A 25,613-nucleotide genomic window follows, 5' to 3' on the forward strand; every position below is an offset into this window, starting at 1 on the left:
TTAAATATTAAGAGGTTTCAAAGCTTGTAGAACTTCGTCACGCTTATACATTATCCTGTTGCCAATTCCATAAGAAGTTAGTTTACCTTCCTTAGTATGTTTCCATAATGTAGCCAATCCAATGTTTAGAATTGTGCACGCTTGTTTTCTTGTAATATTCTCAGGTAATGCCTGTTGAGATTGACTTATAGTAGATTGTAACAATGGAGCTAAAGCTTCTGCTAACTGCTCAATTGTTATTCCGTTTAGTATAATTTGATTTTGTAACATAGTTTTTTATTTAGCAGTTAATATTCTTTTTTTGTTGTTTGTCATTTCTAAAAACAGGTCAATTTCAGCAATATTAAATATTGTTTGATTTTTCAATTTTGTATAGGGTAATTCTTTACGTTTGACCTTTAAATAAATTGCTTGTGGTGATTCATTTAAATATTCAGCAAGTCCAAAGATGTTTAACTGTTGAGGTTTTTGGACAACCAAATTTAATTTGTGTTGTTGGACGTGTACATTCTCTTTTAATTGAATCAATTCTTTAAGAATAATTTCTAACAGCTCTTGCTGTGTTTTACTGTTGACATTAATTTTTTTCGTCATAATAAATATATTAACAAGGGGTATTTAGTTTAATCCCTTGAAGTATGTATTATGGCGAAAAGCCATTTTGACCCTTTTTTGTTGAAAAAAGTATTAATTTTAATAAATAATTACATATTTAACACCTAACACAATTAAAAACAAAATTAAATGTTAAAAAATAATAATATTAATTAAATTTTAACCGTAAAAAACTTATTTAAAATAAATTTTAAATAAGTTTTGAAAGTATTTTCTTAATGCAAACGCGAGCAATTGAGGATAATTAAAGAAATGCAAATTTCAGGTCAAAAAAAACCGCTATCATAGTGGATGATAGCGGTTCAATTCCCATTAAAAAACTTATAGCAATCGACTCATAATAGCTAACATATTTTTAAAGAATCATATTTATTTTTTACTTACTACTAATTGACTAAATATTTATTTTACATCAAGTTTGTTAAAATATTCTAACATTTGATATGCATTGTCATAAGTTGTCTTTCCTATATAAGATAGGAACATACTTTCTGTACTATGACCAGTGATATTCATCAAAACTGGCGTGGGTATTTTTCCGTAAAAATTAGTTGCAAAAGAGCGTCTACAAACGTGAGAACTGACAACCTGCCATTTTTTGTAAAATCCAGCCGTTAAGGTTCTTTTATTATCTATGCGCATCTTCCCTTTTACAGTTGTATCAATTTTAGCTTCTTTACAAACCTCTTTACTATATTTATTAAAATGCTCTAAATTGATTTTATATGGCAATCCATTTTCGATTATTTCAAGAGCATCTGGAAGTAGCGGAATTGCAACCAGTTTTCCTGTTTTCTGTTGCTTCAATTCAATGATTTTCATTCCCTGAATGTCTTTTATATTCTTATCCGTTATATTAAGTAAATCACTTGATCTCTGACCAATTAAGCATCCTAATAAAAGCCATTTTCTAGCATTAATATGAGCTTCACGTACTAAAACTACATTTTTTATAAGGTCTTGTTCTTGTTCATTTAGTATAATAACTTGATCAGGTTCTTTCACTTCTTTAATAGCCTTTATTTGTTTAAACTGAGGATGGATTGGAATGCCACTTAATGAAGCCTTATTAACAACAGCCCTTAATAATGAAATATAAGTTCCAATATAATTTACTGAGCGACCTTTACTTATATGATACTTTTTAAAGGTATCAATAAAATTTAAATCAATATCTCTAATAAGTACCTGCTTTCCTTTCAAATAATCTGTTTCGTAATTAGTAATGAACTTTTTTAGATTTTCTAGATTTTTAATCGAACCTCGTCTTAAATCTTCATTATTATCGATATATGCATTGATGGAATTAGTTAATACATCCAAATCAACAACAACGATCTTATTATTGAATAAATCAATTTGGAGTTGCAACCAAGAACCTGTAAACTCTACACCTGTATTTATTGCATTATTATAAGCATCATTTACAAAAACTGCTAATTTATCTAATTTAGATTTTAAGGCTTTTAACTCTTCATTTTTTTGAATTGGTTGTGATTTGTCTTCACTCCAATCTTTTGGATTAATTACAAAACCCGTTTTTCGTTTAAAAACTGCTGTTCTGTTTATTGAATAGCGAGCATAAATATTTGAATTTTCACTCTTACTCTGAAGTAAGTATTTTAATGTCGCCATAATCTTTAACTTTTAGATGTCAAAGATAACGATAAATCAATACTAGCCAACCCCTAGCTAACCAAACGCATATTAATCTAAATTTAGGTAAACTCAAATATCTTATTAAATACTGAAAACAGTACATTCTTGATTATTTGAGTTTATCTAAATATTACTTTTTACATATTCCTTCTATATTGCCCGCCAACTTCAAACAATGCCGAAGTAATCTGACCAAGCGAACAAACCTTTGTAGCTTCCATTAAATGGTCGAATAAGTTTTCGTTTTTAATCGCGGCTTCTTGTAGTTTGCTTAAATGCTCGTTTACTTTTGCTTCGTGAAACTGGTGTAAGTTATCGAGCATTGTGATTTGATATTGTTTTTCTTCTTCGGTGGCGCGAATTACTTCTGCCGGAATTACCGTTGGAGAACCTTTTGAACTCAGGAACGTATTTACACCCACAATTGGGAAATCTCCGTTGTGTTTTAAGGTTTCGTAATACAAACTTTCTTCCTGAATTTTAGAACGTTGGTACATTGTTTCCATTGCACCAAGAACTCCGCCACGTTCCGTGATTCGGTCAAATTCTTGTAAAACGGCTGCTTCAACTAAATCTGTTAATTCTTCGATTATGAATGAACCCTGAATTGGGTTTTCGTTTTTAGCCAAACCTAATTCTTTATTAATAATCAACTGAATCGCCATTGCACGACGCACAGATTCTTCGGTTGGTGTTGTAATCGCTTCATCATACGCATTTGTGTGCAACGAATTACAGTTGTCGTAAATTGCATACAAAGCCTGCAAAGTCGTTCTGATATCGTTAAAATCAATCTCCTGCGCGTGTAACGAACGTCCGGAAGTCTGAATATGATATTTTAGCATTTGCGCTCTTTCGTTGGCTCCGTATTTGTTTTTCATGGCTTTTGCCCAAATTTTACGTGCCACACGACCAATAACCGAATATTCAGGATCTACTCCGTTCGAGAAGAAGAACGATAAATTAGGCCCAAAATCGTTGATGCTCATTCCACGGCTTAGATAATATTCCACGTAAGTGAAACCATTAGAAAGCGTAAATGCCAATTGCGTAATTGGGTTCGCTCCTGCCTCAGCAATATGATATCCTGAAATCGAAACCGAATAAAAATTACGAACATTTTTGGTAATAAAATATTCCTGAACGTCGCCCATTAATCGCAACGCAAATTCGGTAGAGAAGATACAAGTGTTTTGTGCCTGATCTTCTTTTAAAATATCGGCCTGAACCGTTCCACGAACTTGTGATAACGTTCTGGCTTTAATTTCATTATAAACTTCCTGAGGCAAAACCTGATCTCCGGTAGCGCCCAAAAGCATTAAACCTAAACCATTGTTTCCTTCTGGTAGATCGCCTTGATATTTAGGGCGTTCTGTTCCTTTTTCTTTATATATTTTGTTGATTTTAGCTTCAACTTCTTTTTCTAAATCGTTCTCCTTAATATAATACTCACATTGCTGATCGATCGCCGCATTCATAAAGAAACCTAACAACATTGGCGCAGGCCCGTTAATAGTCATACTTACAGATGTTAAGGCGTGAACCAAATCAAAACCTGAATACAACTTTTTAGCATCGTCAAGACAACAAATCGAAACTCCTGCATTTCCGATTTTTCCGTAAATATCAGGACGAATATCAGGATCGTTTCCGTATAAAGTCACACTGTCAAAAGCTGTCGAAAGTCGTTTTGCCGGCAATCCTGCGCTCACATAATGAAAACGTTTGTTGGTTCTTTCTGGTCCGCCTTCTCCCGCAAACATTCTTGACGGATCTTCGCCTTCACGTTTAAACGGATATAATCCAGACGCAAACGGAAATTCTCCAGGAACATTTTCCTGTAAATTCCAACGCAAAATATCTCCCCAGGCTTCGTATTTAGGCAAAGCAATTTTTGGGATTTGTAAATGCGATAAACTCTCAGTATGTGTTGCGATTTTAATTTCTTTATCACGAACTTTAAACGAGTAAACCGGATTTTTGTATTTGTTTACTTTCTCGTCCCAATTCAGGATAATTTCCCAATTGTACGGATCTAAATCCATTTTTACTTTATCAAACTGATTTAGTAAAAGGTTTAAGAAAATACGATTTTCGTCATGTACTTCGGTTGCGCTTGATAAAACTGTTGAATCGTCAATTCCTGCTTTATTAATTTGCGGAATTTTACCAGAAACTGATTCAATCGTTTTAAAGATTCCATATAGTTTTTGCGCTACTTTTTGTTGAGAAGCAGCGCTTTCATCATAAGATCTGTTATTCTCAGCGATTTCAGATAAATAACGCGTTCTGTGTGGCGGAATCACGAAGATTTTCTCGCTCATTTCTCGTGTAATTTCAAAAGTCGAAACTAGATTTGATTCTGTTTTTTCGACAATTTTATCCATAATCGCTTTATAAAGCGTGTTCATTCCAGGATCGTTAAACTGCGAAGCAATTGTTCCGAAAACCGGCATTTCATCAGGATTTTTATCCCATAAATTATGATTTCTTTGATATTGTTTCTTAACGTCACGAATGGCATCAAGAGCACCTCTTTTGTCAAATTTATTCAACGCCACCAAATCAGCAAAATCAAGCATATCGATTTTCTCCAATTGTGTTGCAGCACCAAATTCCGGAGTCATTACATATAAGGATACATCTGAGTGATCCATAATCTCGGTATCTGATTGTCCAATTCCCGAAGTTTCAAGGATTATCAAATCATACTTTGCCGCTTTTAAAACCTGAATAGCCTCAGCAACATATTTAGACAATGCCAAATTGGATTGACGTGTTGCCAATGAACGCATATAAACACGTGGATTATTAATGGCATTCATACGGATTCTGTCTCCTAAAAGTGCTCCTCCGGTTTTACGTTTCGAAGGATCGACAGAAATTAATCCGATTGTTTTTTCCGGAAAATCAATTAAAAAACGACGAACTAATTCATCAACCAAAGATGATTTTCCGGCTCCACCTGTTCCTGTAATTCCAAGAACCGGGATTTTAGAATCGGCATTATTAGTATGAATTTGATCGAAAACCGGTTTTGCGATTTCAGGGAAATTCTCTGCTGCCGAAATCAAACGTGCAATTGCCGTTGGAATTTTATTTTCGATATGATCGATTTCTCCGTTTAGTTTATCACCAATTGGATAATCGGAACGTTCTACCAAATCATTGATCATTCCTTGTAAACCCAAAGAACGTCCATCATCTGGAGAATAAATTCTTGTTATTCCATATTCATGTAACTCTGAAATTTCGCTTGGCAGAATTACTCCGCCTCCTCCACCAAAAATCTTGATATGTCCCGCTCCTTTTTCATGAAGCAAGTCATACATATATTTAAAGTATTCATTATGTCCACCTTGATACGAGGTCATTGCTATCGCATTTGCATCTTCCTGAATAGCGGTATTTACAACTTCTTCGACACTACGATCGTGACCTAAATGTATTACCTCAACTCCCGTTGACTGAATAATACGACGCATAATATTGATGGCAGCATCGTGTCCGTCAAAAAGTGAAGCAGCGGTTACAATTCTTACTTTATTTTTAGGATTATATGGTTTTTGTTGTTCCATTTTATGAATATGATAATTTTAAGGGAGCAATTTACAAATTATTTTAATATTTGATCACTTCAATAGCTTTATGTTAACAAAAAAAGAAATGTTTTTTTTCATATCAGGGGTAACAATCTAAACCACTAGTTGATATATACATATAAAACCTACAAACATGGCAATTTCGCAACATTTAAACTGAATCTAACAACTTGTTTAGCAGCATGATACATTAATTTAGCAGTGTAGAAAAACCCCAAATTTTTACCAAAACTTCCTAACGAACAATAACGTAAAAATTTAAAATAAAATGAAAACATTATATCCACTCACCCTAATTTTAGTCGCAGGTTTCTTTACTTCATCTTTTAATAACCTTGAGAAAAATGATGTAAATACAAAAAAAACTTCTGCCGACATTTACATGAATACTATTTATAAGAACGATGATGTAGTAGACACAGAAGTATTGAATGATTTTTTTAGAAGATATTCTGATTTAAAAAAATACCAAAATGATGTGATTTCTTTATACAAAAACAGATCTTATGGAACTATATGGTATAAAAATGGAAAAATAACTGACTTCGGAAATATCCTATTCAAAAAAATAAACAACACAGATCAGAAATCAGCGCAAATTGAATTTCCTTATAAAGAAGAAATTAATTTGATTTTTAGTACAGATTCTAAAGATAAACTTTCCAAAACAGATTCTGATATGTTGTTGAGTGCGGCATACATTATCTATGCTAATCAAGCACTTGAAGGAAAACAACAAACAATCTCTTATGAAACCTTATTAGATTCTTTAATGAGTAAACCTGCTTTATTAGATAAAGACCCTAAAAACGGTTCTGTGGTAAATAATATATATTCTAAACTTGAAGATGCTTTAAAGAAATACAAAAAAATAGAGAAAGACGACAACTGGAAACCTATATCTGTAGAAACTCCCTATAAAGACATTCGACCTGATGCAAAATCAAATACTGTAGCTCAAATTAGAAATAGATTGTACGTAATGGGCGATTTGAAAAACGATTCTAAAAGCGATGTTTATGATCAGGAATTAATGGATGGTGTAATGAAATATAAATTGCGTAACGGTTTAAAACCAAACTATATTATTAATGAAGATAATATCAAGGATTTGAATACCCCAATTGATGAAAAAATTAAAACTTTGACACTTAATATCGAGCGTTGTAAAGCTATTATGCCACAACTTGGTGACAACAAAGAATATATAATGGTTAATGTGCCATCGTTTGAATTGATTTATGTAAAAAATGGTAAAATCGAATTGACTTCTAAAGTGTTCGTAGGTGCTCCATTGACCAAAACAACGATTTTTAACAGTAACATTGATAAAATTGTTTTTAGTCCTTATTGGACTGTTCCGCAAAGTATTGTGGATAATGAATTGAAATCAAAAATTGCTGCTGACAAAAATTATTTAGAAGAACACAATATGGAAATTGTAAACGGTCAGGTGAGACAAAAACCAGGTCCGGAAAATTCATTAGGTTTAGTGAAATTTATTTTCCCAAATCCAGATGATATTTACATGCACGATACACCTGCAAAAACATTATTTGATTTCGAAAAAAGAACTTTTAGCCACGGTTGTGTGAATGTTAATAAAGCTAAAGAACTGGCAATTGCAATGTTGAAAGATTATCCGGAATGGACAGAAGAAAGAATTAACAAAGCAATGGATGGTACTGAAGAGACTACTTTTAAATTGGCAAACAAAGTGCCTATCTACATTTGCTACTTTACATCATGGGTAAATGAATCTGGTGAGGTAAGTTTCTTTCAGGATGTTTATGAAAGAGACAGTGATTTGAGTAAAATACTTTTAAACGAAAATACTGTAGCGAATAAATAATATTTAAGTTGGGATATTAATAACCAGAGAACTGTACAAAGTGAATCCTTTTGTACAGTTCTTTTTTTGTTTTATTCTGAACTAAAAAAAATACCTTAACTTATTAATTTTAAATCTTTTAAAGGATAAAAATTTATCAAAATCGAAGGAACTTTGCATCATAATAATACCACTAATTTCTAATACCAATTATCATGAAAACAGAGAATATTGAAGGATTAACTCTTTTTGAAATTAATCTATTAATTCAACAGGGCGCAAGATTTGTGATGTTTCCAAATCTGATGACCAAATTTAAAAGTTCAACCATTTATTTTGTTCGTCCGGAAGAAAATAAAATTAAATATGTTTTAAAACATTTTTTAAAGAATGTATTACTTAGTTGGCGCACTTTCCCTATAAGACCAATGTATCTGTCAAAATCATTGTTTTATTTAGCAATTGGCGGTAGAGATTACACACACAAAATTTTAGCCGATTTAAATCAAATCAATCCTGTTTACAATCCTAATTTGTATTGCCTACAATACATCTAGTTTTTTATAATTATCGTATAACCGCCTTTTTTGCCCCAAAGGTTATTTTTCTGAATATCATCTTATCAATTATCACCTTAAATTGTTAGTTTTTAAACTTTTATTGGTAACTCTGAGAGTTAACAGAAGATATATTTACTAATTGATTTTAGCTCTTTTTTAGGGCTAAAATCTTTTTTTATTTAAATTCTAAACATAACTATAAGATGAAAACCACCACCTTTAAACTGTTTATTTTATGCATCGTTCTTGGTGCAACAGCTTGTTCTTCTAATGATTCTAACGAAAAAGAAACGCCCGCTTCTGAACAAAAACTTTATGATTACTATGTTGATAGTAAGATGCAAACAGCAATAGATCAACTAGGAATTACAATTCATAAAGGCAATACTCCGCCCAATGTAGAAGGTATTTATACGATTGATCCGCTTCGTTGTACAATGTCAAATTTTAATGATGGATATTTAGGTCTCTCCATTGGCACATCTACTCTTACATTATCAAACCAAAATACGGCTCGTTTAAGCGTTGATTTCAAAAATTTCACCATTTATTACGATCCCAAAAATGAAATCTGGGAAGGAAAAGGTTCCTTCATATCTGGTCAGGATAATAAATTCTCGATCTTACTACACAGTCATGGCGAACTTGATACAGGTACAGATAAGGCAAAATATCAAAACTTAATTATTTTCTCAGGTGAGCTGGATGTTCAGGATAATAAAATTAAAGGAATCAAAAATCTGCAACTCGCATCGATCATGTCTGATGACTATAAAGATCCTTACGATATTTTAATCTCAATTGGACAAGGACGTCTTTTTACAAATAAGTATGCCGCTGTAAAATAACAAAAAACACTATTAAAGTAATCTTTCCTGCCAATTTTTTTTCAATTTTAACTAGAATAATAGTATCTTTCTATGCTTAAATTACACATTTAATTATGGAAGAAAATTATACTGAAGTTAAAAAAAATTGGTGGGACAGAAACTGGAAATGGTTTGTACCAACAGGATGTTTAAGTCTATTGGTACTTCTTGGTTTATTTATAGCCGGAATTTTCTTTGGAGTCACTTCGATGATGACCGATTCTGACGCTTACAAAGGCGCTATGACAGCCGCAAAAAATAACAAAACTGTAATTGAAAAACTAGGAAACCCTATTGAAACAGATGGAATGACCTCCGGAAGTATCAATATCAATAATGACACCGGAAATTGTGATCTTCAAATTCCAATAAAAGGACCTAAAGGAAAAGGAACTTTGTTTGTTGTTGCTACCAAAAAAGGAAATTGGAAATACAACGAAATGAGCCTTTATATTGAGGCAACCAAAGAAAATATTGATTTATTGAAGAAGTAAAACACCATATAAAAACACTTTTCCTATTATATCTTATAACTTCAATTATGAGTTCACGTTTTCTCTTTCTGTTATTCTTTCTAAGTTTTTATAATGCCGCTTTTTCGCAAACTTCCAAATTACAAACTGTAAAAAAAGAAGCTGAAGCCAAAACTGATCAAAACAATTTCGTAGAGATCCTTTGGTTAGACAAAAAAGGGGTTCTTCAAATCAATGAAGATTATATAAAAACAATAACCAATGCACAACGTGCTGCACTGGGATATATCACAACAAACATTGGAAACGATTGCTATTGGGATGGCGAAAAAAAAGCTGATGAAAGCAATTTAAAATGTAAATTCCTGTCAGCATTAAATTTAGGGTATCAATGTTCTGAAACACATTTGTCCTTCTTAAGACAATGGTTTAAGAAAGACCCTGAAGTTTTAAAGAATTTAGAAACTTGTACTAAAACAGCGTCTTCAGATAAAATTCAGGATCGATTCGTGGGGTTAAGAATGTCTACAACCAATAATACTATCAAAATTGTTTACGGTGCGATGGGCATGGATACTGAAACGCAAAAACGATGGAGATGGATTGAAGAATCAATCTATTCTTTTACAGAAAAAGAAATCAAGCAAATAAAACGAAAAAATCTACAAGGTGGTTTTTTCTAAATTTATCACCAATACTTTAAAAAAATATCAAATGAAACCATTATTATTTGTGTTTTTGTTCCTTCTTCAAAATATTTGTGTCAACGCTCAATCCGGTTCTAAATACGATGTATATACCAATAAAATAAAGCAATTCTCCCAACCTGCTAAAGTTTTGTCTAATAACATTAAAGCAGACGGAAACGGTTCGATAGAATTTACAAATGCAAAAAAACAAGTACTTCGATTTCGTGTCATGAATCACAAACTGCAAGTATTGCACGGTGAAATTGCTTTTCAACTTTTCTATTACAATAATATTTTTTTACAAAGGGTTGAAACTTTTGATAAAGACGGAAGTTTGGCCGGCGAAAGAGAATCCAATAACGAAGCAGCTGTCGTCTTTATTATTGAAAAACCAGGATTATACTTAAGGAAAAAGAAACTAATTGATGCTGCAGAAGGAAATATCAATCTAAAAGATGACAGCAACGAAAAAATAATAAGAGTACAATTCTACGATTCTAACAATCTTCCGATACCTGAAATACAGCATACCTATATTTCAAGCAAAACCTACTGGAATCAAAACATTAGGATGAATTGGCCTTGATTTAAAGTCGCTATCCCGAAGCTTCTGGACTGAGTTTCTACGTTTTTAAGATGCATAAACCAATTATAATTTTACTCTTTAGAAAAATTACGAAGTATTAAATACTGTAAAATTAAAGAAACAAAAAAAATGGATAAAGAACCGTTTGAAGCAAAACTAGAATCTATCTGGATTGGAGGTTTTTTCTTTTGGATAATAAAAGGCTTTTAAGGAAAACTAACAGATCAGTATATCGAAGAATTTGAAAAGCGAAATATCTGGACTGGCTATATAATTACGCTAATTTTTATTGGGATGATTGTTTATCTAATGATCCGAAATGAGATTCTGTAAACAATCATTTCTTAAAAAAAACAAAATGCCCTCTCTAGCCTCAATAGAAGTGGAAACCCTTTTGCTTTTTCCTTTAAAAAGCAAAAGATTAAAACGGATAGCGGGATCAGCTCCTAAAAAACCTTAGAACCTAAGCAACTCAGAGCCTCAGAACCTCAAAAAAACAAATTGTTAGTTATAAAACAAATTGTTTATGCTCCTAAAATAAAATTGTGGCTTTGTTTTTGAATAAGTAGTATTTTTGAAACTTATATAAAAACCTACTCAATGAAAAAGATTCTAATTTTAGCCCTTGTATTTTCTCTTAGCTCTTGTGCACAAGTACAACAAACCCTAAATCAATTACCTCAATTATCTTCGCAACTTCCGGGAATAGGCGGCGTTGATATCGCATCTGGTTTAAAAGAAGCTCTTAATAAAGGTATTACGCAACAAGTGAGTAAATTAACCGCAGTTGATGGTTTTTACAAAAATGAAGCTGTAAAAATCTTAATGCCTGCCGAATTACAAAAAGTAGACGCAACTTTACGTAAAATTGGTCTTAGTTCTCTTGCCGATGAAGGTATTAAAGTGCTAAATCGCGCTGCAGAAGATGCAGTGAAAGAAGCAACCCCAATATTTGTTACAGCAGTTAAAAACATGTCGTTTACAGATGCAAAAAATATTTTGTTAGGAAATGATAGCGCCGCAACCAGTTATTTGCAAAATAGTACTACTACAGCTTTATACGGGAAATTTAATCCGGTAATTAAAAGCTCTTTTGCAAAAGTAGGTGCTGATGTTGTCTGGACAAACATTATCAACAAGTACAACACGATTCCGTTAGTAAAAAAAGTAAATCCTGATTTGACTGATTATACTACAAACCAAGCTTTGGCAGGAGTTTTTAAAATGATTGCTGTTGAAGAAAAAGATATCCGAACTAATATTAGTGCAAGAACAACGCCTTTACTAAAAAGCGTGTTTGCAATGCAGGACGGAAAATAATTTTTTTGCCACAAATTTCTCGAATTTTCACAAATTTGATTCGTGTTAATTCGTGAAATTCGTGGCTAAAATAAAAAAAACTATAACAACCCAACCGAAAAACAAAATGCAAAAAATTACGATTCTGATTCACTGTAAAGACCAAAAAGGAATTATTGCGGCAGTGACAACTTTTATTGCAAAAGTAGAAGGAAACATTACATATATTGACCAACATGTTGATGTAGAGCAAAATGTGTTTTTTATGCGATTGGAATGTGAATTAACCAATCATAATGTTACTATAGAAAGCTTTAAAGCCGATTTTAATCAGTCCATCGCAACTCAGTTTAATATGTCCTGGGATTTATACAATCAGGAGCAAAAACCAAAAATGGCATTGTTTGTATCTAAATACGATCATTGCTTATTTGATATTTTAGGACGTTACAGCGCTGATGAATTAAATGTCGAAATTCCGGTAATTATCAGTAATCACAACGATTTAAGATCTATTGCGGAACGTTTTGATATTCCGTTTCATTGTGTCCCTTTTACAAAAGACAATAAAGAAGAAGGTGAAGCCAAACAAATTGAATTATTGAAAAGATATCAGATCAATTTTATTGTTTTGGCGCGTTATATGCAAATTATTACGCCAAAATTGATTTCGCTTTACGAGAATAAGATTATCAATATCCACCATTCGTTTTTACCGGCTTTTCCGGGTGCAAAACCTTATCATTCCGCTTTTAAACGTGGGGTAAAAATTATTGGTGCAACAAGCCATTATGTTACCGAAGAATTAGACGAAGGTCCAATTATCGAGCAGGATATTGCGAGAGTTTCGCACATACATTCGGTAGATGATTTTATTATGAAGGGACGTGATTTAGAACGTATTGTTCTTGCTCGGGCCATAAAATTACACGCCGAACGTAAGACAATGGTTTACAGTAATAAAACAGTTGTTTTTTCTTAATATTGTTTTATAGGTTTTGCCCGCGGATTATACGGATTGAAACAGATTTCGCTGGTTTCTTTTTTATCCTTTGAGCCTTTGTAATTCTGAACCTTTGAACCTTCTTATAAACATATAAACCCGACAGGTTTTAAAACCTGTCGGGTTTGCTTTTTAGTATTTAATCTAAAAATTATTTAACTAAATCGAATCTATCCAAATTCATTACTTTAGTCCATGCTGCAACAAAATCTTTTACAAATTTTTCTTTGGCATCGTTACTTCCGTAAACCTCTGCTATAGCACGAAGTTCTGAGTTAGAACCAAATATAAGATCTGCTCGGGTTGCCGTCCATTTTGTTTCTCCTGTTGCACGATTACGCCCTTCAAAAGTTTCTCCGGTTTCATTAGTTGCTTTCCAGGTAATACCCAAATCTAATAAGTTAACAAAGAAATCATTACTCAATGTTCCTGCTTTTGCAGTAAGTACACCATGCTTAGAACCGTCATAATTAGCATTCAGTACTCTTAAACCTCCAACTAAAACGGTCATTTCAGGTGCTGTAAGGGTTAATAATTGAGCTTTGTCTACCAAAAGTTCTTCTGTTATTGCAGTTGTTTTAGCGCTTTTATAGTTTCTGAATCCATCCGCTTTTGGCTCTAACGCTTCAAACGAATGTACATCTGTTTGCTCTAAGAGTGCATCTCCTCTTCCTTGTGTAAAAGGAACCTCTATATTTAATCCGGCATTCGATGCTGCTTTTTCGATCGCTGCTGATCCTCCCAAAACAATTAAATCTGCTATAGAAACTGATTTTCCTGAATTGCTAAATTCCTTTTGTATCGCTTCTAAAGTTGCCAATACATTTTTTAACTGATTTGAAGAATTGACTTCCCAACTGATTTGAGGTTCAAAACGAATACGAGCCCCATTAGCTCCTCCTCGTTTATCAGAACCACGGAATGTAGAAGCCGAAGCCCATGCAGTATGCACTAATTGTGAGATCGAAAAACCGCTTGAAAGGATTTTATCCTTTAAAACAGCAATATCATTTTGGCTTAATTCATTTTTACCAGCAGGAATCGGGTCTTGCCAGATCAATACTTCACTTGGAACTTCAGGCCCTAAGTAACGTACAATAGGCCCCATATCTCTGTGAGTTAGTTTGAACCACGCTCTGGCAAAAGCATCAGCAAATTTGTCAAAATTTTGCATGTAATCTCTTGAAATTGGTTCATAAATAGGATCCAATTTCATTGCCATATCTGCCGTTGTCATCATTGGAGCATGTTTTTTCGTAGGATCAAATGCATCTTCTACGATTGTAGCACTTTCATCAGTTGGTGCCCATTGATGCGCTCCTGCAGGGCTTTTGGTCAATTTCCAATCATATTTAAATAATGTTTCAAAATAACCATTGTCCCAAGTTGTCGGATTTGGTTTCCATGCACCTTCAATACCACTTGTAATAGCGTCTTTACCTACTCCGGTTCCAAAACTACTTTTCCATCCTAAGCCCATTTGTTCAATGCTTGCACCTTCAGGCTCTGCTCCTACTAATGATGCATCTCCTGCTCCGTGTGCTTTACCAAAAGTGTGTCCACCTGCTGTCAAAGCTACGGTTTCTTCATCATTCATCGCCATACGGGCAAAAGTCTCTCTAATATCTCTACCAGATCCTAGTGGATCAGGATTTCCGTTTGGTCCTTCAGGATTTACATAAATTAATCCCATTTGCACTGCTGCAAGAGGATTATCAAGTTCACGTTCTCCTTTATATCTTGTATCACCAAGCCATGTTGTTTCATTTCCCCAATTAACATCTTGTTCTGGCTCCCAAACATCTTCTCTACCACCTGCAAATCCAAAAGTTTTGAATCCCATAGATTCTAAAGCGCAGTTACCGGTTAAGATCATCAAATCGGCCCACGAAATTTTATTCCCATATTTTTGTTTAATTGGCCAAAGTAAAAAACGTGCTTTATCTAAATTACCATTGTCAGGCCAGCTATTTAGAGGTGCAAATCGCTGATTACCTGAACTCGCTCCTCCACGACCATCAGATATACGGTAAGTTCCAGCGCTGTGCCATGCCATACGAATAAACATAGGACCGTAATGACCATAATCAGCTGGCCACCAATCCTGAGAGTTTGTCATTAAATCAAAAAGATCTTTTTTGACTTCATTTAAGTCTAAAGTTTTAAACGCAGCAGCATAATTAAAACCTTTTTCCATAGGATCTGACAAACTAGAATGTTGACGCAATATGTTTAAGTTTAAACGATTTGGCCACCAATCTTTATTAGATGTTCCTGTACCAGCAGTTTCTTTCATTTGTCCATTGTGATAAGGACATTTACTTTCGTTTGAATCACTCATTTCTTTTGTTTTTTTATTAATAAAGTTAACGGTTCTCTAGCAAATGCTAATTTTTTAAGAAATCACATATTACTGATATTTAACACTTTATCAAATATACAAACTTATCTTTACGATATTCATAAACAAAATTGATTGTTATTATATTTTAATAACTAAAAATTATTTAACGTTACAGAAAGCTCAGAAAAGCGTTTTAAAGAATCTTAACTTATGTCCAACAAAGTAATAACAAAACCTTAACAGCTAAACATTCATATATGTTGGATCTTTGTAGTGTAATAAACTGGTTATTTATTATTTTGGTTTTGGTTAGTTAAATGATGCCGGCTTCTTCGAGATGCCGGCATTTTTTTTGTCCGAAAGTTTCTTTCGTTTTGTTTCAGGTTTTCTTTGTTTCAGGTTGCAGGTTGCTTTACTTTGAACATAATTTAACCGCAAAGTGCGCGAAGTTTTTTTATGAGTGTGGTTTTATAAAAACGCGAAGTTCGCAAAGCTTTATGTTGATTTAGCTTTGCGAACTTCGCGTTTACTGTACATACAGTTATATAAAAAACTTTGCGCACTTTGCGGTTAAATACACAATCCAACAAACTTGAAACGTGAAACAAAGAAAACCTGAAACTAACTTTTAAGTCGCTCTTGTAATATTTTAAAATATGGGAAAGCCTTTAATAGTCGGCTTCCGTGCCAGGAGAACATTTCGCCATCAACGAAAATAGTTTTAGCGTGATGTGTAAAACGCCCTATTTCGAAGGCGTCTTCTTCTTTAAACGGATAAGGTTCTGAGGAAAGGAAAACCAAATCAGGATCACCTTCTAAACGCATTTTTTTAAGTTCAACTTCAGGGTAACGGCCTTTATTGCCGTAGATATTCTGAAAATGGTTTAGTTTTAATAACTCATTAATATAAGTATCGTCCCCCGCTACCATATAAGGATTTTTCCAAATAAAGTAAGCGGCTTTTTTAACAGATATATCCTGAACGTATTTTTTGAAATCGCTTAAAGCGAAAGTCAGTTTGTCATTCCACTTTTGGGCTTCGGTGCGGCAATTAAAAAGCTGTCCGAAATCAGATATCATTTGGAAATTGTCTTCGATCGAAATGATATTAGTAACCCAAACCGGGCAAATTGCGCCTAGTTGTTCGACAATTTCGGGAGTATTTTCTTCTTTATTGCAGATAATAATATCTGGCTGTAGTAATTTTATTTTTTCGAAATGAATTTTCTTCGTTCCGCCAACAACCTTCTTAGTTGATTTGAAATGATACGGATGAACACAAAATTTTGTGATTCCGATGATTTTCTCTTCTAAACCTAAATCATACAACAATTCAGTTTGCGAAGGTACTAATGAGATAATACGTTTGGGGGCATTCTCAAAAATATGCAAAGTACCAAGCTGGTCTTTTAATTGTTTCATTTGCTTTTTGTTTCAGGTTTTCTTTGTTTCAAGTTTCAAGTTTGTTGGATTGTGTGGTTTTACCGCAAAGCGCGCAAAGTTTTTCATATAACTGTATGCTCAGTAAAGGCAAAGTTCGCAAAGTTTATAATAAATAGCTTAGCGAACTTTGCGTTTTTACAAAACCACGCAAGTAAAAAACTTTGCACACTTTGCGGTTAAAATCTATGTTCAAAGTCAAGCAACTTGAAACTTTAAACCTGAAACTTAGAATTTATAATCTCTTCCATTTCTTTTTGAACCGTCAATGCTTCTTCTCTGGCTTTTTCAGCAAAATCAGTTCCTTTTGAAGCGTAGATAATTGCTCTTGCCGAGTTTACTAATAAACCAACTTTGTCGTTCATTCCGTATTTGCATACTTCAGACAAACTTCCGCCTTGAGCGCCAATTCCGGGAACTAGTAAGAAACTGTCTGGAACAATTTTTCTGATATCTGCAAAATATTCGGCTTTTGTAGCACCAACAACATACATTAAGTTGTGACTATTTTTCCATGTTTTAGAAGTTTCCAAAACTTGTTTGTATAATTCTTTTCCGTTTGTAGTTAAGGTTTGAAAATCAAAAGCACCTTCGTTAGAAGTCAACGCTAACAGAATTGTATGTTTGTTTTCGAAAGCCAAAAACGGCTCAACCGAATCTTTCCCCATATAAGGTGCAACGGTTACACTATCGAAACTCAAATCTTCAAAGAAAGCTTTTGCATACATACTGGAAGTGTTTCCTATATCTCCGCGTTTTGCATCGGCGATAGTAAACATTTCAGGAAAATTCTCATTGATATAATTGATTGTTTTTTGCAATGAAATCCATCCTTTTATACCATAAGCTTCAAAAAAAGCGGTGTTTGGTTTGTATCCCACTGCCAGATCGTGTGTTGCATCGATTATGGCTTTATTGAACTCGAAAATAGGATCTTCGGTTTCTAATAAATGTTGTGGAATTTTAGTTAGATCGGGATCCAATCCAACGCATAAAAATGATTTTTTTAAAAGGATTTGTTCGTGTAATTGTTGTGTTGTCATTCTTGATTTTTTAGCTCTTCTAATACATCAGAAATAATTCTTTTTAGAAAGTATGCAAAAATAAAAAAAGCCATTCAATTAAGAATGGCTTTTTGACTTTATATTCTGTTTCGCTTATAAATTACCCAAATACACAATTTCAGTTCTTCTGTTCTCTGCTCTTCCTGCAGCAGTTTTATTAGATTGTACCGGTTTTGTTGCTCCAAATCCCTGAGACGTCAAATTCTCCGGGCTTACTCCTTTTGCAATCAAAGCGTCCATTACTACTTTTGCTCTTGCTTCTGATAGTTTTTGGTTTGCTTTTGGATTCCCTACATTATCTGTATGTCCATTGATTGCAAATTTAGCATTTGGATAGTTTTTCAAAATCTCTTTAATAGCGTCTAATCTTCCTGAAGTTTCTCCTTTTTTAGCATCGCTCAATGTTGCTTTTCCAGTTACAAAAAAGATCGACTTAGCTTCTACTCTTAATTTTTCTAAAGTAGATTTAGTCACTTTCGGACATCCTTTGTTATCTGCAGGACCTGCAATTAACGGGCATTCATCTACATTATCAGGTACTCCGTCTTTGTCTGCATCCAGAACCGGACAGCCTTTATTCTCTGCCAAACCAGCAACTGTTGGGCAAGCATCATCTTTATCTAAAACTCCGTCTCCATCAGTATCCGGCCAGGGACAACCTTTATTTTCTACCGGACCCGCAACAGCAGGACAAGCATCTACATTATCTAATAAAGTGTCTCCGTCAGTATCTTGCCAAGGGCAACCCTTATTCTCAACCGGTCCTTTTACATCCGGACAAGCATCGTCTTTATCAAAGACTTTATCTCCATCAGTATCCGGCCAAGGGCAACCATTATTACCTTCCGGTCCTGCTACTTTTCTGCAGGCATCTTCTTTATCAATTACTCCGTCTCCATCAGTATCTTTGAATTTTTTCTCGTAAACCGGAATTTTCATTCCCAAGTGAAAATCTGCTCCTTTTGATTCTTTCGAAACTAAATTGCTAAGAACAGAACCTGAACCTACAAAGAAAACACCTAATCTAATTCCTGACCCCACCTGCATTCCACTATATTCCATCCAGGTCATTGGCACATAAAAACTAAACCATCTGCTTTCGTAACGCGGTGTCAAACTTACTCTGTCGGCAATACTTGTTCCATTTAACTTCGTATCGCTTGCCATACTGATGTCTCCGTTAAGATTCAAATAGAATTTTCGATACATATTCCAGTCAACATCTGCATGTATTGCGGTTGGCAAGTTTGTTTTTACTCCTTTTGAGCTCGAAATTTTAGTATAATGCTCGTTCAGGAAATCATACAAATTACTTGCATCATCAATCATTTGCTGCGTTACAACACCAGTTACATTATAAGTATCGATTTTAGAATTTTTGTAGTTTATAGAACCTATATCCGTAACAGACAATCCAAAACGTAATTTATATTTATTTAAATCACGAAAGTTATTATCCACTTTCGCAGCATTTCTTAAATCGTACTTTTCATATTCCGGTCTCCATTCGTAAACAAGTCCAAGATCAAATCCAAAACCACTGGAATTGATATCAAAATCATAATCCTGATTCGCTTCCCAATCCTGGCTTCCTCCAATAGTAACTTCTCCACTAGACATCAATGTTCCTCCTTGCGGATTTGCATTATCCTGAACAAAAGCTACATTTACATTTTTTCCCTGAACATATCCATTTGCTCCACCTTGTAAATACTTTGCTGTCAAACCTCCTTTTAAAAAGTGTTGGTTATTTTGATATAAAACAGTTGCATAAGAAACACCTAATTCTCCCCATGAATTTGAGGCTCCGTTAGGGCTTCCAGTATTAAAATTAAAACTGTTGGCCTGATCTAAACCATCTTTAACCTGGTCTACAAGATATCCGTTTACATTTCTTGCATTACTAATAGATCTTGCTCGTGTAAAAACAGCCAAAGTGTGTTTTGGTGCGATATTAAACATAAAAGATAGCCCCATAATATCAACATTAGCAATACCGCTATTGTTGTTTTTTGGACTCATAACAGATTCCTTATCAAAATCGTAGCCTTTTTTATAGACATCAAAAAGTTTAACACCATACAAATCATTTTGTACAGAACCACTTATGGAAAATAAATTTATGTCTGTTTTAAAACGAGAATCCGCTATAGAAGCCGGATTAAAAAGTACGCTTTGCACACCTGCGTAGTTGTCATGAAAATAGCCAATATAAGATTGTGCTTTGGTCGAATAAGTGATTGCAATAAGTAATAAACTAAGTACTAGTTTTTTCATTAAAATTTGGATTTTTAGTTTGGTTTGGCGGCAAAACTACAATAATTGATTTATAAATATGTTACCAAAACATTGAATTCATGTAACATCTTCAATAAATTATGTAAGAAAAAAAGAGAACCGTTTTTCTAACTTTGATAATGAACCTTAAATCAGGAAATTATGAGTCTTCATATCGGAATAACACCTAAAAACTTAAAAAAGAGTACTGCAATATTAGCCACAATTTTATCTAATGAAATGACCTTATATGTAAAAACGAGAAAATTTCATTGGAATATTTCCGGTAATAGTTTTATGGAATTGCATAAATTATTTGAAGATCAGTACAGGATTTTAGAAGCTCAAATTGACGATGTTGCAGAACGCATTAGTCAGCTTGGAGAAAAAACGATTGGAACCATGAAAGAGTTTATCGAAAATTCGACGCTGAAAGAATCTCCTAAAGAATATGCTTCACAAAAACAAATGCTTGAAGAACTTTTAGAAAATCACGAGCAATTGGTGACTGAGTTTAGAGATTATATTCCGGTTTTTGAAAAGGAAAATAATGATATTGGTTCGGCAGATTTTATAACCGGTTTATTACAGGAGCATGAAAAAATGGCTTGGGTTTTACGCCGTTATCAGGTTTGATAAAGTAAAATGTGAATTATGAAACGCTTGTCAAAATTGATGTAACACAAAACTGGCTAATAATTTGCAACTTTACAAAACTATTAATTGCAAAAGAAAAGATCGTGAATGCGACCGAAATAAAAGGAAACTGGAATGAGTTAAAAGGAAAGTTGAAACAAAAATACGCAACTCTGACAGATGATGATTTGATGTTTGCTGAAGGAAAAGAGAACGAAATGTACGGAAGACTTCAGCAAAAGTTGGGAAAAACAAAAGAAGAATTTCATCAAATCCTATCAGATTTGTAAATCCTTATGACTTAATCCGGAATACCGTCTAATAAAACATATTAGACGGTATTTTTTTGAGAATTTTTTTTAATGTTTTTAATGTTTCTGCAACTCTGACAGGCATTAAAAGTCGTAACCAAAAATAATTTAATTATCTTTAACCAAATTTCTTTAAAATGAAACTATTTATAAAGTTCGACATAAATACCATTTGCTCTCTTTATTTAAAACAAAACCTGGAACAACAAAATATAAATTTTACGAGTTTAGGATTTGGTGAGATCGAGATTGCCGACAATCTTGATGCAGATGCGCTTGAAACTTTAAAAAATAATTTAAGTCCGTGTGGTTTTGAGATTGTTGAGAATCAAAAAAGTGTTTTGGTTCAGAAAATAAAAGACGCTATAATCGAGTTAGTTTTTATGGATGACAGCAACAATTACAAAAGTTCTGTTTTTCTGGCCGAGAAACTAAACCATAGTTATGGTTATTTATCAAATGTTTTTTCGGAGGTAACCTACTCTTCTATTGAAAATTTTATCATTTTACAGAAAATTGAAAGAGCGAAACAATTAATTATTATTAATGAAATGAGTTTGACCGAAATTGCTTTTCTACTGAACTATTCGAGTGTTGCACATTTGAGTACACAGTTTAAAAATACAACCGGAATAACGCCATCAGCTTTTCAGAGAATAATTAAGAAACGCAGAGAAAATTTAAAATAAAACCCAAATACCATACTAAAATGCAAAAAAACGCATTATACATTTTATTGGCTGATGATGATGAGGATGATCGTCTTTTTTTTAAGGATGCTTTTGAAGAAATCAAGATACAAACTAATGTAGATTTTGTACATGACGGGATGCAGTTAATGGATCATTTAATGGATCCTGATAATGAGTTGCCCGATATTTTGTTTCTGGATTTGAATATGCCTAAAAAAACAGGTAAAGAATGTTTAATTGAAATAAAAAAAACAGAACGCCTTAAAAATATTATCATTGCAATTTATTCGACTTCCTCATCTGAAGAAGATATTGAAGACACATTTATTCAGGGAGCCAATATTTATATCAAAAAGCCAAGCGATTTTAATACGCTTAAAAAAATAATTAATGAAGTCGTGACCGTAAACTGGCACTATCATACCTCTGGGTTAAATCGTGATAATTTCCTGCTCCGACTAAAATAATAGAATACCAATGAAATGGATACCAAATTTTAATTCTTCAAACTCATTGAGAGTTATTTTTGTAATCGCAGTTTTCATTTTGTTATTTCTATCTTCTATTGCTTACAAACACAACCAGGATTTAAACGAATCCAGTAAGTTAGTAATGCATACATATGAAATAAACATACAACTGGAACGATTAATGTCGGCGATTAAGGATGCCGAAACGGGTCAGCGTGGATATATAATTACACGTAATGCCCGCTTTTTAACGCCTTATATTTATTCGCGAGACAAGGTAAACACTTCATTTATTAACCTGAAAAAATTAACTGCTGATAATCCCGTTCAGCGTCAAAATCTTCAAAATTTATTCAAGCTGATTATTCAGCGTTTTGTTTCTTTTGAAAATTGCCTAAAATACAGCGATCCCAAAACATATGATAAACGAAAACTAGACAATCATATGTTTGGCGGCCGAATCCTGATGGAAAATATTCGTTTTAAAGTAGACGAAATGAACGACATCGAAAAAAGCTATCTGTCTAAAAGATTAAAAATCTACGATGCCGAAATTTCTTTAAGCCCGCTTTTCTCAATCTCCTTATTTCTGGTTGCATTATGTTTCATTTTACTCGCTTACAGACAAATTAGCCGTGATTTTGAACGCCTTAAAGTCTTCAATAAAAAGCTTCTTATCTCAAGCGGACTTATTGCTGAGTCTGAAGCAATTGGTAAATTCAGCACCTGGCAATGGGATTTAGACAGTAATAAAATAGACTACTCAGACAATCAATACCGTTTATTGGGCTTTGAGCCAAATACTTTTGTTCCGGAAAAAGAAACTTTTCTGGATTTTGTGCATCCTGATGATAAAGAAACCGTTTCGAACTCTATGCAAGGAATTTTAAACAATAAACAATTGCCTTTTGTTTATTATAAAATTATACTTCCAAGTCATGAAATAAGATATTTTAAAACTACCGGAAAATTAGTAACCGATCAACAGGGAAGTAAAATTCTCCTCGGAATTAATTTTGATATTACCGATGAACATTTGCTGAATATCGAACTTCAGGAACGAAACAGAGAGCTTGAAAAAAGCAATAAAGAATTAGCTTCGTTTAACCATGTTGCGAGCCACGATTTACAGGAACCCCTTAGAAAAATCCAGACTTTTATCTCAAGAGTTTCAGATGCTGATAAAGCGGTTATGTCGCAAAGTGCACGAGATTATATTGCAAAAATTGAAGTTTCGGCCAAAAGAATGCGTGTTTTAATTGATGATTTACTTTTGTTTTCGAGAACTAATACAACCAAAAAAGAGTTTATAAAATCAAACTTAAATGAATTACTAGAAAATGCTGAAGCCGAATTAACAGAAGTAATTGAAGAAAAAAAAGCCGTTATTACAGCATCAAAATTACCAAAACTGAATGTTATTCCGTATCAGATCGAGCAGCTTTTCATCAACTTGATTGGAAATTCTTTAAAATACAGTAATCCCAATATTGCTCCCGAAATTCGAATTGAAAGCGAAAAAGTACTTTCGGCCGATTATCCGGATTTATTGGAACAAGATGTGAAGAAATTCCATAAAATAACTTTTACAGACAACGGAATGGGTTTTGACCCTCAGTTTAAAGAAACCATCTTTGTATTATTCCAACGTTTACATTCAAAAACAGATTATCCCGGAACCGGAATTGGTCTTGCGATTTGTAAGAAAATCGTAGACAACCACAAAGGTCATATTATTGCTGACAGTACTCTTAATGAAGGTTCGGTTTTTACTGTTTTTCTACCAGATTAAACTCCTTTAAGGGTTACATTATAAGCGTTATATAAATCCATTATGGGAATTATATAACGTTTCTTTTTTATGCTGTAAAGTAAAATCATGGTTTCATTGCCATCTTTGTAATGTAATACTTTATGAAGTAATAATGAAAGCAATTCCTCCCTTAAAAGCAGCATTTTTCAGAGCCGTTTTTTTATTGATAGTTACAGTTTGTATAACGTCATGCAAAAAAAGCAATCCAATAGAAAACAATCTTAAAAATGAAACTTTTACAAAAAATGAAAAAGAAGAAATTGAAGCCTTTTTTTTTATTGCAACAGCAAATGTGAGTAAAACTATTATTTCGAAAAGTCAAATTGCACAGCAAAAAAGTTCAGAAATTAAAATACAGGAATTAAGCAAAAAGATTGAATTAAATCAAAGCGATTTATTAGAGGAAGTAAACAAAATAGCCAATAAAAAACTAATTATTATTACCGAAATAAATGCAACTCACAAAAGAGATTTATATGATTTGATAGATGTTACAGAAGTCGGTTTCAAAAAAGCATACTTAAACTCCATGTCTCAATCTTTAAACGAACAAATAAATTTGTTTGAATCGATATCTAAGGAAACAAATGATAAAACAATTCTAAAGTTAGTATTACAGTATTTACCCGGACAATATGAACTCTTGCGAGAAACAGAGCGCATCAACAAAGAATATATATAAACGCCTATACACTAATTATTAACTAAATTATTTAACTATGAAAATTCACTCCAATTTTTTATGCGCCTTAACCCTTTTTTTAACAGCTTCGTTTGGAATGCTGCACGCTCAGGACAATAATGTAAACACCGAATTTGGTGTAAAAGGGGGATTCAATATGTCTAACCTATATCAAAGTAAAGCTGATGACAATAATGTATTATACGGATTCAATGCCGGAGTTTATGCCACCTTGCCAATTTCAGATTTTATAGCCATTCAGCCAGAGATTTTGTTTACCACAAAAGGTGCCGAACTGGATTATAACAATGGTATTGCAAGCGGAAACACTAAATTCAGATTAAACTATATTGAGGTTCCTTTATTAGTAAGAGTAAATATTACTAAAAACTTCAACATTCATGCCGGTGGTTACGCTTCTTACTTAGTAAGCTCCAAAGTTACAGGTGATGGAGATATCATCTTCGATCAGAAAATTGATACTGACAATCTAAACAAATTTGATGCTGGTTTATCAGCCGGTGTCGGAGTAGATTTTAACCCAATAAGTATTGGTTTACGTTACAATCACGGATTAACAACCGTTGGAAAAGAAAGAACAACTCTTGCCGGAACAACCTATACTTTTCCGGATGCAAAAAACAATAATTTGACTTTATACCTTTCGTATAAATTAAATTAAGAAATAAGAATTAATT

The 25,613-nt window shown here is 33.2% G+C and carries 23 protein-coding genes; 15 read left to right on the top strand and 8 right to left on the bottom strand.

Annotation, left to right across the window (positions count from 1 at the left end):
* The 4 genes from CHB81_RS18305 to CHB81_RS18320 all read right to left on the bottom strand — a co-directional run bounded on the left by CHB81_RS18305 (position 1) and on the right by CHB81_RS18320 (position 5,852).
* Positions 1-270, bottom strand: coding sequence for a helix-turn-helix domain-containing protein (locus CHB81_RS18305; protein ID WP_089353286.1), 270 nt, complete (start codon positions 268-270; stop codon positions 1-3).
* Positions 271-276: 6 nt separating this feature from the next.
* Entirely contained in the window at positions 277-594 is a 318-nt protein-coding gene (locus CHB81_RS18310) for a helix-turn-helix domain-containing protein (protein WP_089353287.1), read from the bottom strand.
* Between the two features lie 423 nt (positions 595-1,017).
* Positions 1,018-2,250 (bottom strand): phage integrase SAM-like domain-containing protein, encoded by a 1,233-nt coding sequence (locus CHB81_RS18315; RefSeq protein WP_089353288.1) that lies wholly within the window; start codon positions 2,248-2,250, stop codon positions 1,018-1,020.
* Between the two features lie 161 nt (positions 2,251-2,411).
* Entirely contained in the window at positions 2,412-5,852 is a 3,441-nt protein-coding gene (locus CHB81_RS18320) for a methylmalonyl-CoA mutase family protein (RefSeq protein WP_089353289.1), read from the bottom strand.
* Positions 5,853-6,144: 292 nt separating this feature from the next.
* On the opposite strand from CHB81_RS18320, the gene CHB81_RS18325 reads away from it, so the two are divergent.
* From CHB81_RS18325 to purU, 8 genes are all read left to right on the top strand, one after another.
* A complete protein-coding gene (locus tag CHB81_RS18325) occupies positions 6,145-7,728 on the top strand; it encodes a murein L,D-transpeptidase (protein ID WP_089353290.1) in 1,584 nt (527 codons plus the stop codon).
* A 194-nt stretch (positions 7,729-7,922) separates the two neighbouring features.
* Positions 7,923-8,264 (top strand): hypothetical protein, encoded by a 342-nt coding sequence (locus CHB81_RS18330; protein WP_089353291.1) that lies wholly within the window; start codon positions 7,923-7,925, stop codon positions 8,262-8,264.
* A 206-nt stretch (positions 8,265-8,470) separates the two neighbouring features.
* Positions 8,471-9,115, top strand: a complete 645-nt coding sequence (locus CHB81_RS18335; RefSeq protein WP_089353292.1) for a hypothetical protein — start codon at positions 8,471-8,473, stop codon at positions 9,113-9,115.
* 95 nt (positions 9,116-9,210) lie between these two features.
* Positions 9,211-9,630, top strand: coding sequence for a cytochrome c oxidase assembly factor Coa1 family protein (locus CHB81_RS18340; RefSeq protein ID WP_089353293.1), 420 nt, complete (start codon positions 9,211-9,213; stop codon positions 9,628-9,630).
* Positions 9,631-9,677: 47 nt separating this feature from the next.
* Positions 9,678-10,292: a hypothetical protein gene (locus tag CHB81_RS18345; protein ID WP_089353294.1), complete on the top strand. Its 615-nt coding sequence runs from the start codon at positions 9,678-9,680 to the stop codon at positions 10,290-10,292.
* Positions 10,293-10,323: 31 nt separating this feature from the next.
* The gene (locus tag CHB81_RS18350; protein ID WP_089353369.1) at positions 10,324-10,884 is read left to right on the top strand and encodes a hypothetical protein; all 561 of its coding nucleotides are present in this window, start codon (positions 10,324-10,326) and stop codon (positions 10,882-10,884) included.
* Between the two features lie 600 nt (positions 10,885-11,484).
* A complete protein-coding gene (locus CHB81_RS18355) occupies positions 11,485-12,204 on the top strand; it encodes a DUF4197 domain-containing protein (RefSeq protein WP_089353295.1) in 720 nt (239 codons plus the stop codon).
* A 106-nt stretch (positions 12,205-12,310) separates the two neighbouring features.
* Positions 12,311-13,165, top strand: coding sequence for a formyltetrahydrofolate deformylase (purU, locus tag CHB81_RS18360; protein WP_089353370.1), 855 nt, complete (start codon positions 12,311-12,313; stop codon positions 13,163-13,165).
* Between the two features lie 172 nt (positions 13,166-13,337).
* On the opposite strand, the gene katG is transcribed toward purU, so the two are convergent.
* The 4 genes from katG to CHB81_RS18380 form a co-directional block, all read right to left on the bottom strand.
* Positions 13,338-15,527, bottom strand: coding sequence for a catalase/peroxidase HPI (katG, locus tag CHB81_RS18365; RefSeq protein WP_089353296.1), 2,190 nt, complete (start codon positions 15,525-15,527; stop codon positions 13,338-13,340).
* Positions 15,528-16,151: 624 nt separating this feature from the next.
* Positions 16,152-16,952, bottom strand: a complete 801-nt coding sequence (locus CHB81_RS18370; RefSeq protein WP_089353297.1) for an ABC transporter substrate-binding protein — start codon at positions 16,950-16,952, stop codon at positions 16,152-16,154.
* A 233-nt stretch (positions 16,953-17,185) separates the two neighbouring features.
* On the bottom strand, positions 17,186-18,013 hold the full coding sequence (pyrF, locus tag CHB81_RS18375) for an orotidine-5'-phosphate decarboxylase (RefSeq protein WP_089353298.1): 828 nt from the start codon (positions 18,011-18,013) through the stop codon (positions 17,186-17,188).
* 114 nt (positions 18,014-18,127) lie between these two features.
* Positions 18,128-20,311, bottom strand: a complete 2,184-nt coding sequence (locus tag CHB81_RS18380) for a DUF5723 family protein (RefSeq protein ID WP_089353299.1) — start codon at positions 20,309-20,311, stop codon at positions 18,128-18,130.
* A gap of 162 nt (positions 20,312-20,473) precedes the next feature.
* On the opposite strand from CHB81_RS18380, the gene CHB81_RS18385 reads away from it, so the two are divergent.
* From CHB81_RS18385 to CHB81_RS18415, 7 genes are all read left to right on the top strand, one after another.
* The gene (locus CHB81_RS18385) at positions 20,474-20,947 is read left to right on the top strand and encodes a Dps family protein (protein WP_089353300.1); all 474 of its coding nucleotides are present in this window, start codon (positions 20,474-20,476) and stop codon (positions 20,945-20,947) included.
* A gap of 104 nt (positions 20,948-21,051) precedes the next feature.
* The gene (locus CHB81_RS18390) at positions 21,052-21,237 is read left to right on the top strand and encodes a CsbD family protein (protein WP_089353371.1); all 186 of its coding nucleotides are present in this window, start codon (positions 21,052-21,054) and stop codon (positions 21,235-21,237) included.
* A gap of 158 nt (positions 21,238-21,395) precedes the next feature.
* Positions 21,396-21,947, top strand: coding sequence for an AraC family transcriptional regulator (locus CHB81_RS18395; protein WP_089353301.1), 552 nt, complete (start codon positions 21,396-21,398; stop codon positions 21,945-21,947).
* A gap of 20 nt (positions 21,948-21,967) precedes the next feature.
* Positions 21,968-22,417 (top strand): response regulator, encoded by a 450-nt coding sequence (locus CHB81_RS18400; RefSeq protein ID WP_089353302.1) that lies wholly within the window; start codon positions 21,968-21,970, stop codon positions 22,415-22,417.
* A gap of 10 nt (positions 22,418-22,427) precedes the next feature.
* Entirely contained in the window at positions 22,428-24,212 is a 1,785-nt protein-coding gene (locus tag CHB81_RS18405; RefSeq protein WP_089353303.1) for a CHASE3 domain-containing protein, read from the top strand.
* 133 nt (positions 24,213-24,345) lie between these two features.
* Positions 24,346-24,915, top strand: coding sequence for a DUF4142 domain-containing protein (locus CHB81_RS18410; RefSeq protein ID WP_089353304.1), 570 nt, complete (start codon positions 24,346-24,348; stop codon positions 24,913-24,915).
* Between the two features lie 37 nt (positions 24,916-24,952).
* Positions 24,953-25,597: a porin family protein gene (locus tag CHB81_RS18415; protein ID WP_089353305.1), complete on the top strand. Its 645-nt coding sequence runs from the start codon at positions 24,953-24,955 to the stop codon at positions 25,595-25,597.
* Positions 25,598-25,613: the final 16 nt, after the last annotated feature.

The organism is Flavobacterium sp. ov086 (assembly GCF_900187965.1).
In the GTDB taxonomy this organism is placed as follows: Bacteria; Bacteroidota; Bacteroidia; order Flavobacteriales; family Flavobacteriaceae; genus Flavobacterium.

Coding starts and splice junctions, on each gene's coding strand:
- CHB81_RS18405 (WP_089353303.1), top strand. CDS start 22,428: ATGAAATGGATACCAAATTTTAATTCTTCAAACTCATTGAGAGTTATT.
- CHB81_RS18355 (WP_089353295.1), top strand. CDS start 11,485: ATGAAAAAGATTCTAATTTTAGCCCTTGTATTTTCTCTTAGCTCTTGT.
- CHB81_RS18380 (WP_089353299.1), bottom strand. CDS start 20,311: ATGAAAAAACTAGTACTTAGTTTATTACTTATTGCAATCACTTATTCG.
- purU (WP_089353370.1), top strand. CDS start 12,311: ATGCAAAAAATTACGATTCTGATTCACTGTAAAGACCAAAAAGGAATT.
- CHB81_RS18385 (WP_089353300.1), top strand. CDS start 20,474: ATGAGTCTTCATATCGGAATAACACCTAAAAACTTAAAAAAGAGTACT.
- CHB81_RS18340 (WP_089353293.1), top strand. CDS start 9,211: ATGGAAGAAAATTATACTGAAGTTAAAAAAAATTGGTGGGACAGAAAC.
- CHB81_RS18345 (WP_089353294.1), top strand. CDS start 9,678: ATGAGTTCACGTTTTCTCTTTCTGTTATTCTTTCTAAGTTTTTATAAT.
- CHB81_RS18400 (WP_089353302.1), top strand. CDS start 21,968: ATGCAAAAAAACGCATTATACATTTTATTGGCTGATGATGATGAGGAT.
- CHB81_RS18320 (WP_089353289.1), bottom strand. CDS start 5,852: ATGGAACAACAAAAACCATATAATCCTAAAAATAAAGTAAGAATTGTA.
- CHB81_RS18325 (WP_089353290.1), top strand. CDS start 6,145: ATGAAAACATTATATCCACTCACCCTAATTTTAGTCGCAGGTTTCTTT.
- CHB81_RS18395 (WP_089353301.1), top strand. CDS start 21,396: ATGAAACTATTTATAAAGTTCGACATAAATACCATTTGCTCTCTTTAT.
- katG (WP_089353296.1), bottom strand. CDS start 15,527: ATGAGTGATTCAAACGAAAGTAAATGTCCTTATCACAATGGACAAATG.
- CHB81_RS18350 (WP_089353369.1), top strand. CDS start 10,324: ATGAAACCATTATTATTTGTGTTTTTGTTCCTTCTTCAAAATATTTGT.
- CHB81_RS18370 (WP_089353297.1), bottom strand. CDS start 16,952: ATGAAACAATTAAAAGACCAGCTTGGTACTTTGCATATTTTTGAGAAT.
- CHB81_RS18415 (WP_089353305.1), top strand. CDS start 24,953: ATGAAAATTCACTCCAATTTTTTATGCGCCTTAACCCTTTTTTTAACA.
- CHB81_RS18335 (WP_089353292.1), top strand. CDS start 8,471: ATGAAAACCACCACCTTTAAACTGTTTATTTTATGCATCGTTCTTGGT.
- CHB81_RS18310 (WP_089353287.1), bottom strand. CDS start 594: ATGACGAAAAAAATTAATGTCAACAGTAAAACACAGCAAGAGCTGTTA.
- CHB81_RS18315 (WP_089353288.1), bottom strand. CDS start 2,250: ATGGCGACATTAAAATACTTACTTCAGAGTAAGAGTGAAAATTCAAAT.
- CHB81_RS18305 (WP_089353286.1), bottom strand. CDS start 270: ATGTTACAAAATCAAATTATACTAAACGGAATAACAATTGAGCAGTTA.
- pyrF (WP_089353298.1), bottom strand. CDS start 18,013: ATGACAACACAACAATTACACGAACAAATCCTTTTAAAAAAATCATTT.
- CHB81_RS18330 (WP_089353291.1), top strand. CDS start 7,923: ATGAAAACAGAGAATATTGAAGGATTAACTCTTTTTGAAATTAATCTA.
- CHB81_RS18410 (WP_089353304.1), top strand. CDS start 24,346: ATGAAAGCAATTCCTCCCTTAAAAGCAGCATTTTTCAGAGCCGTTTTT.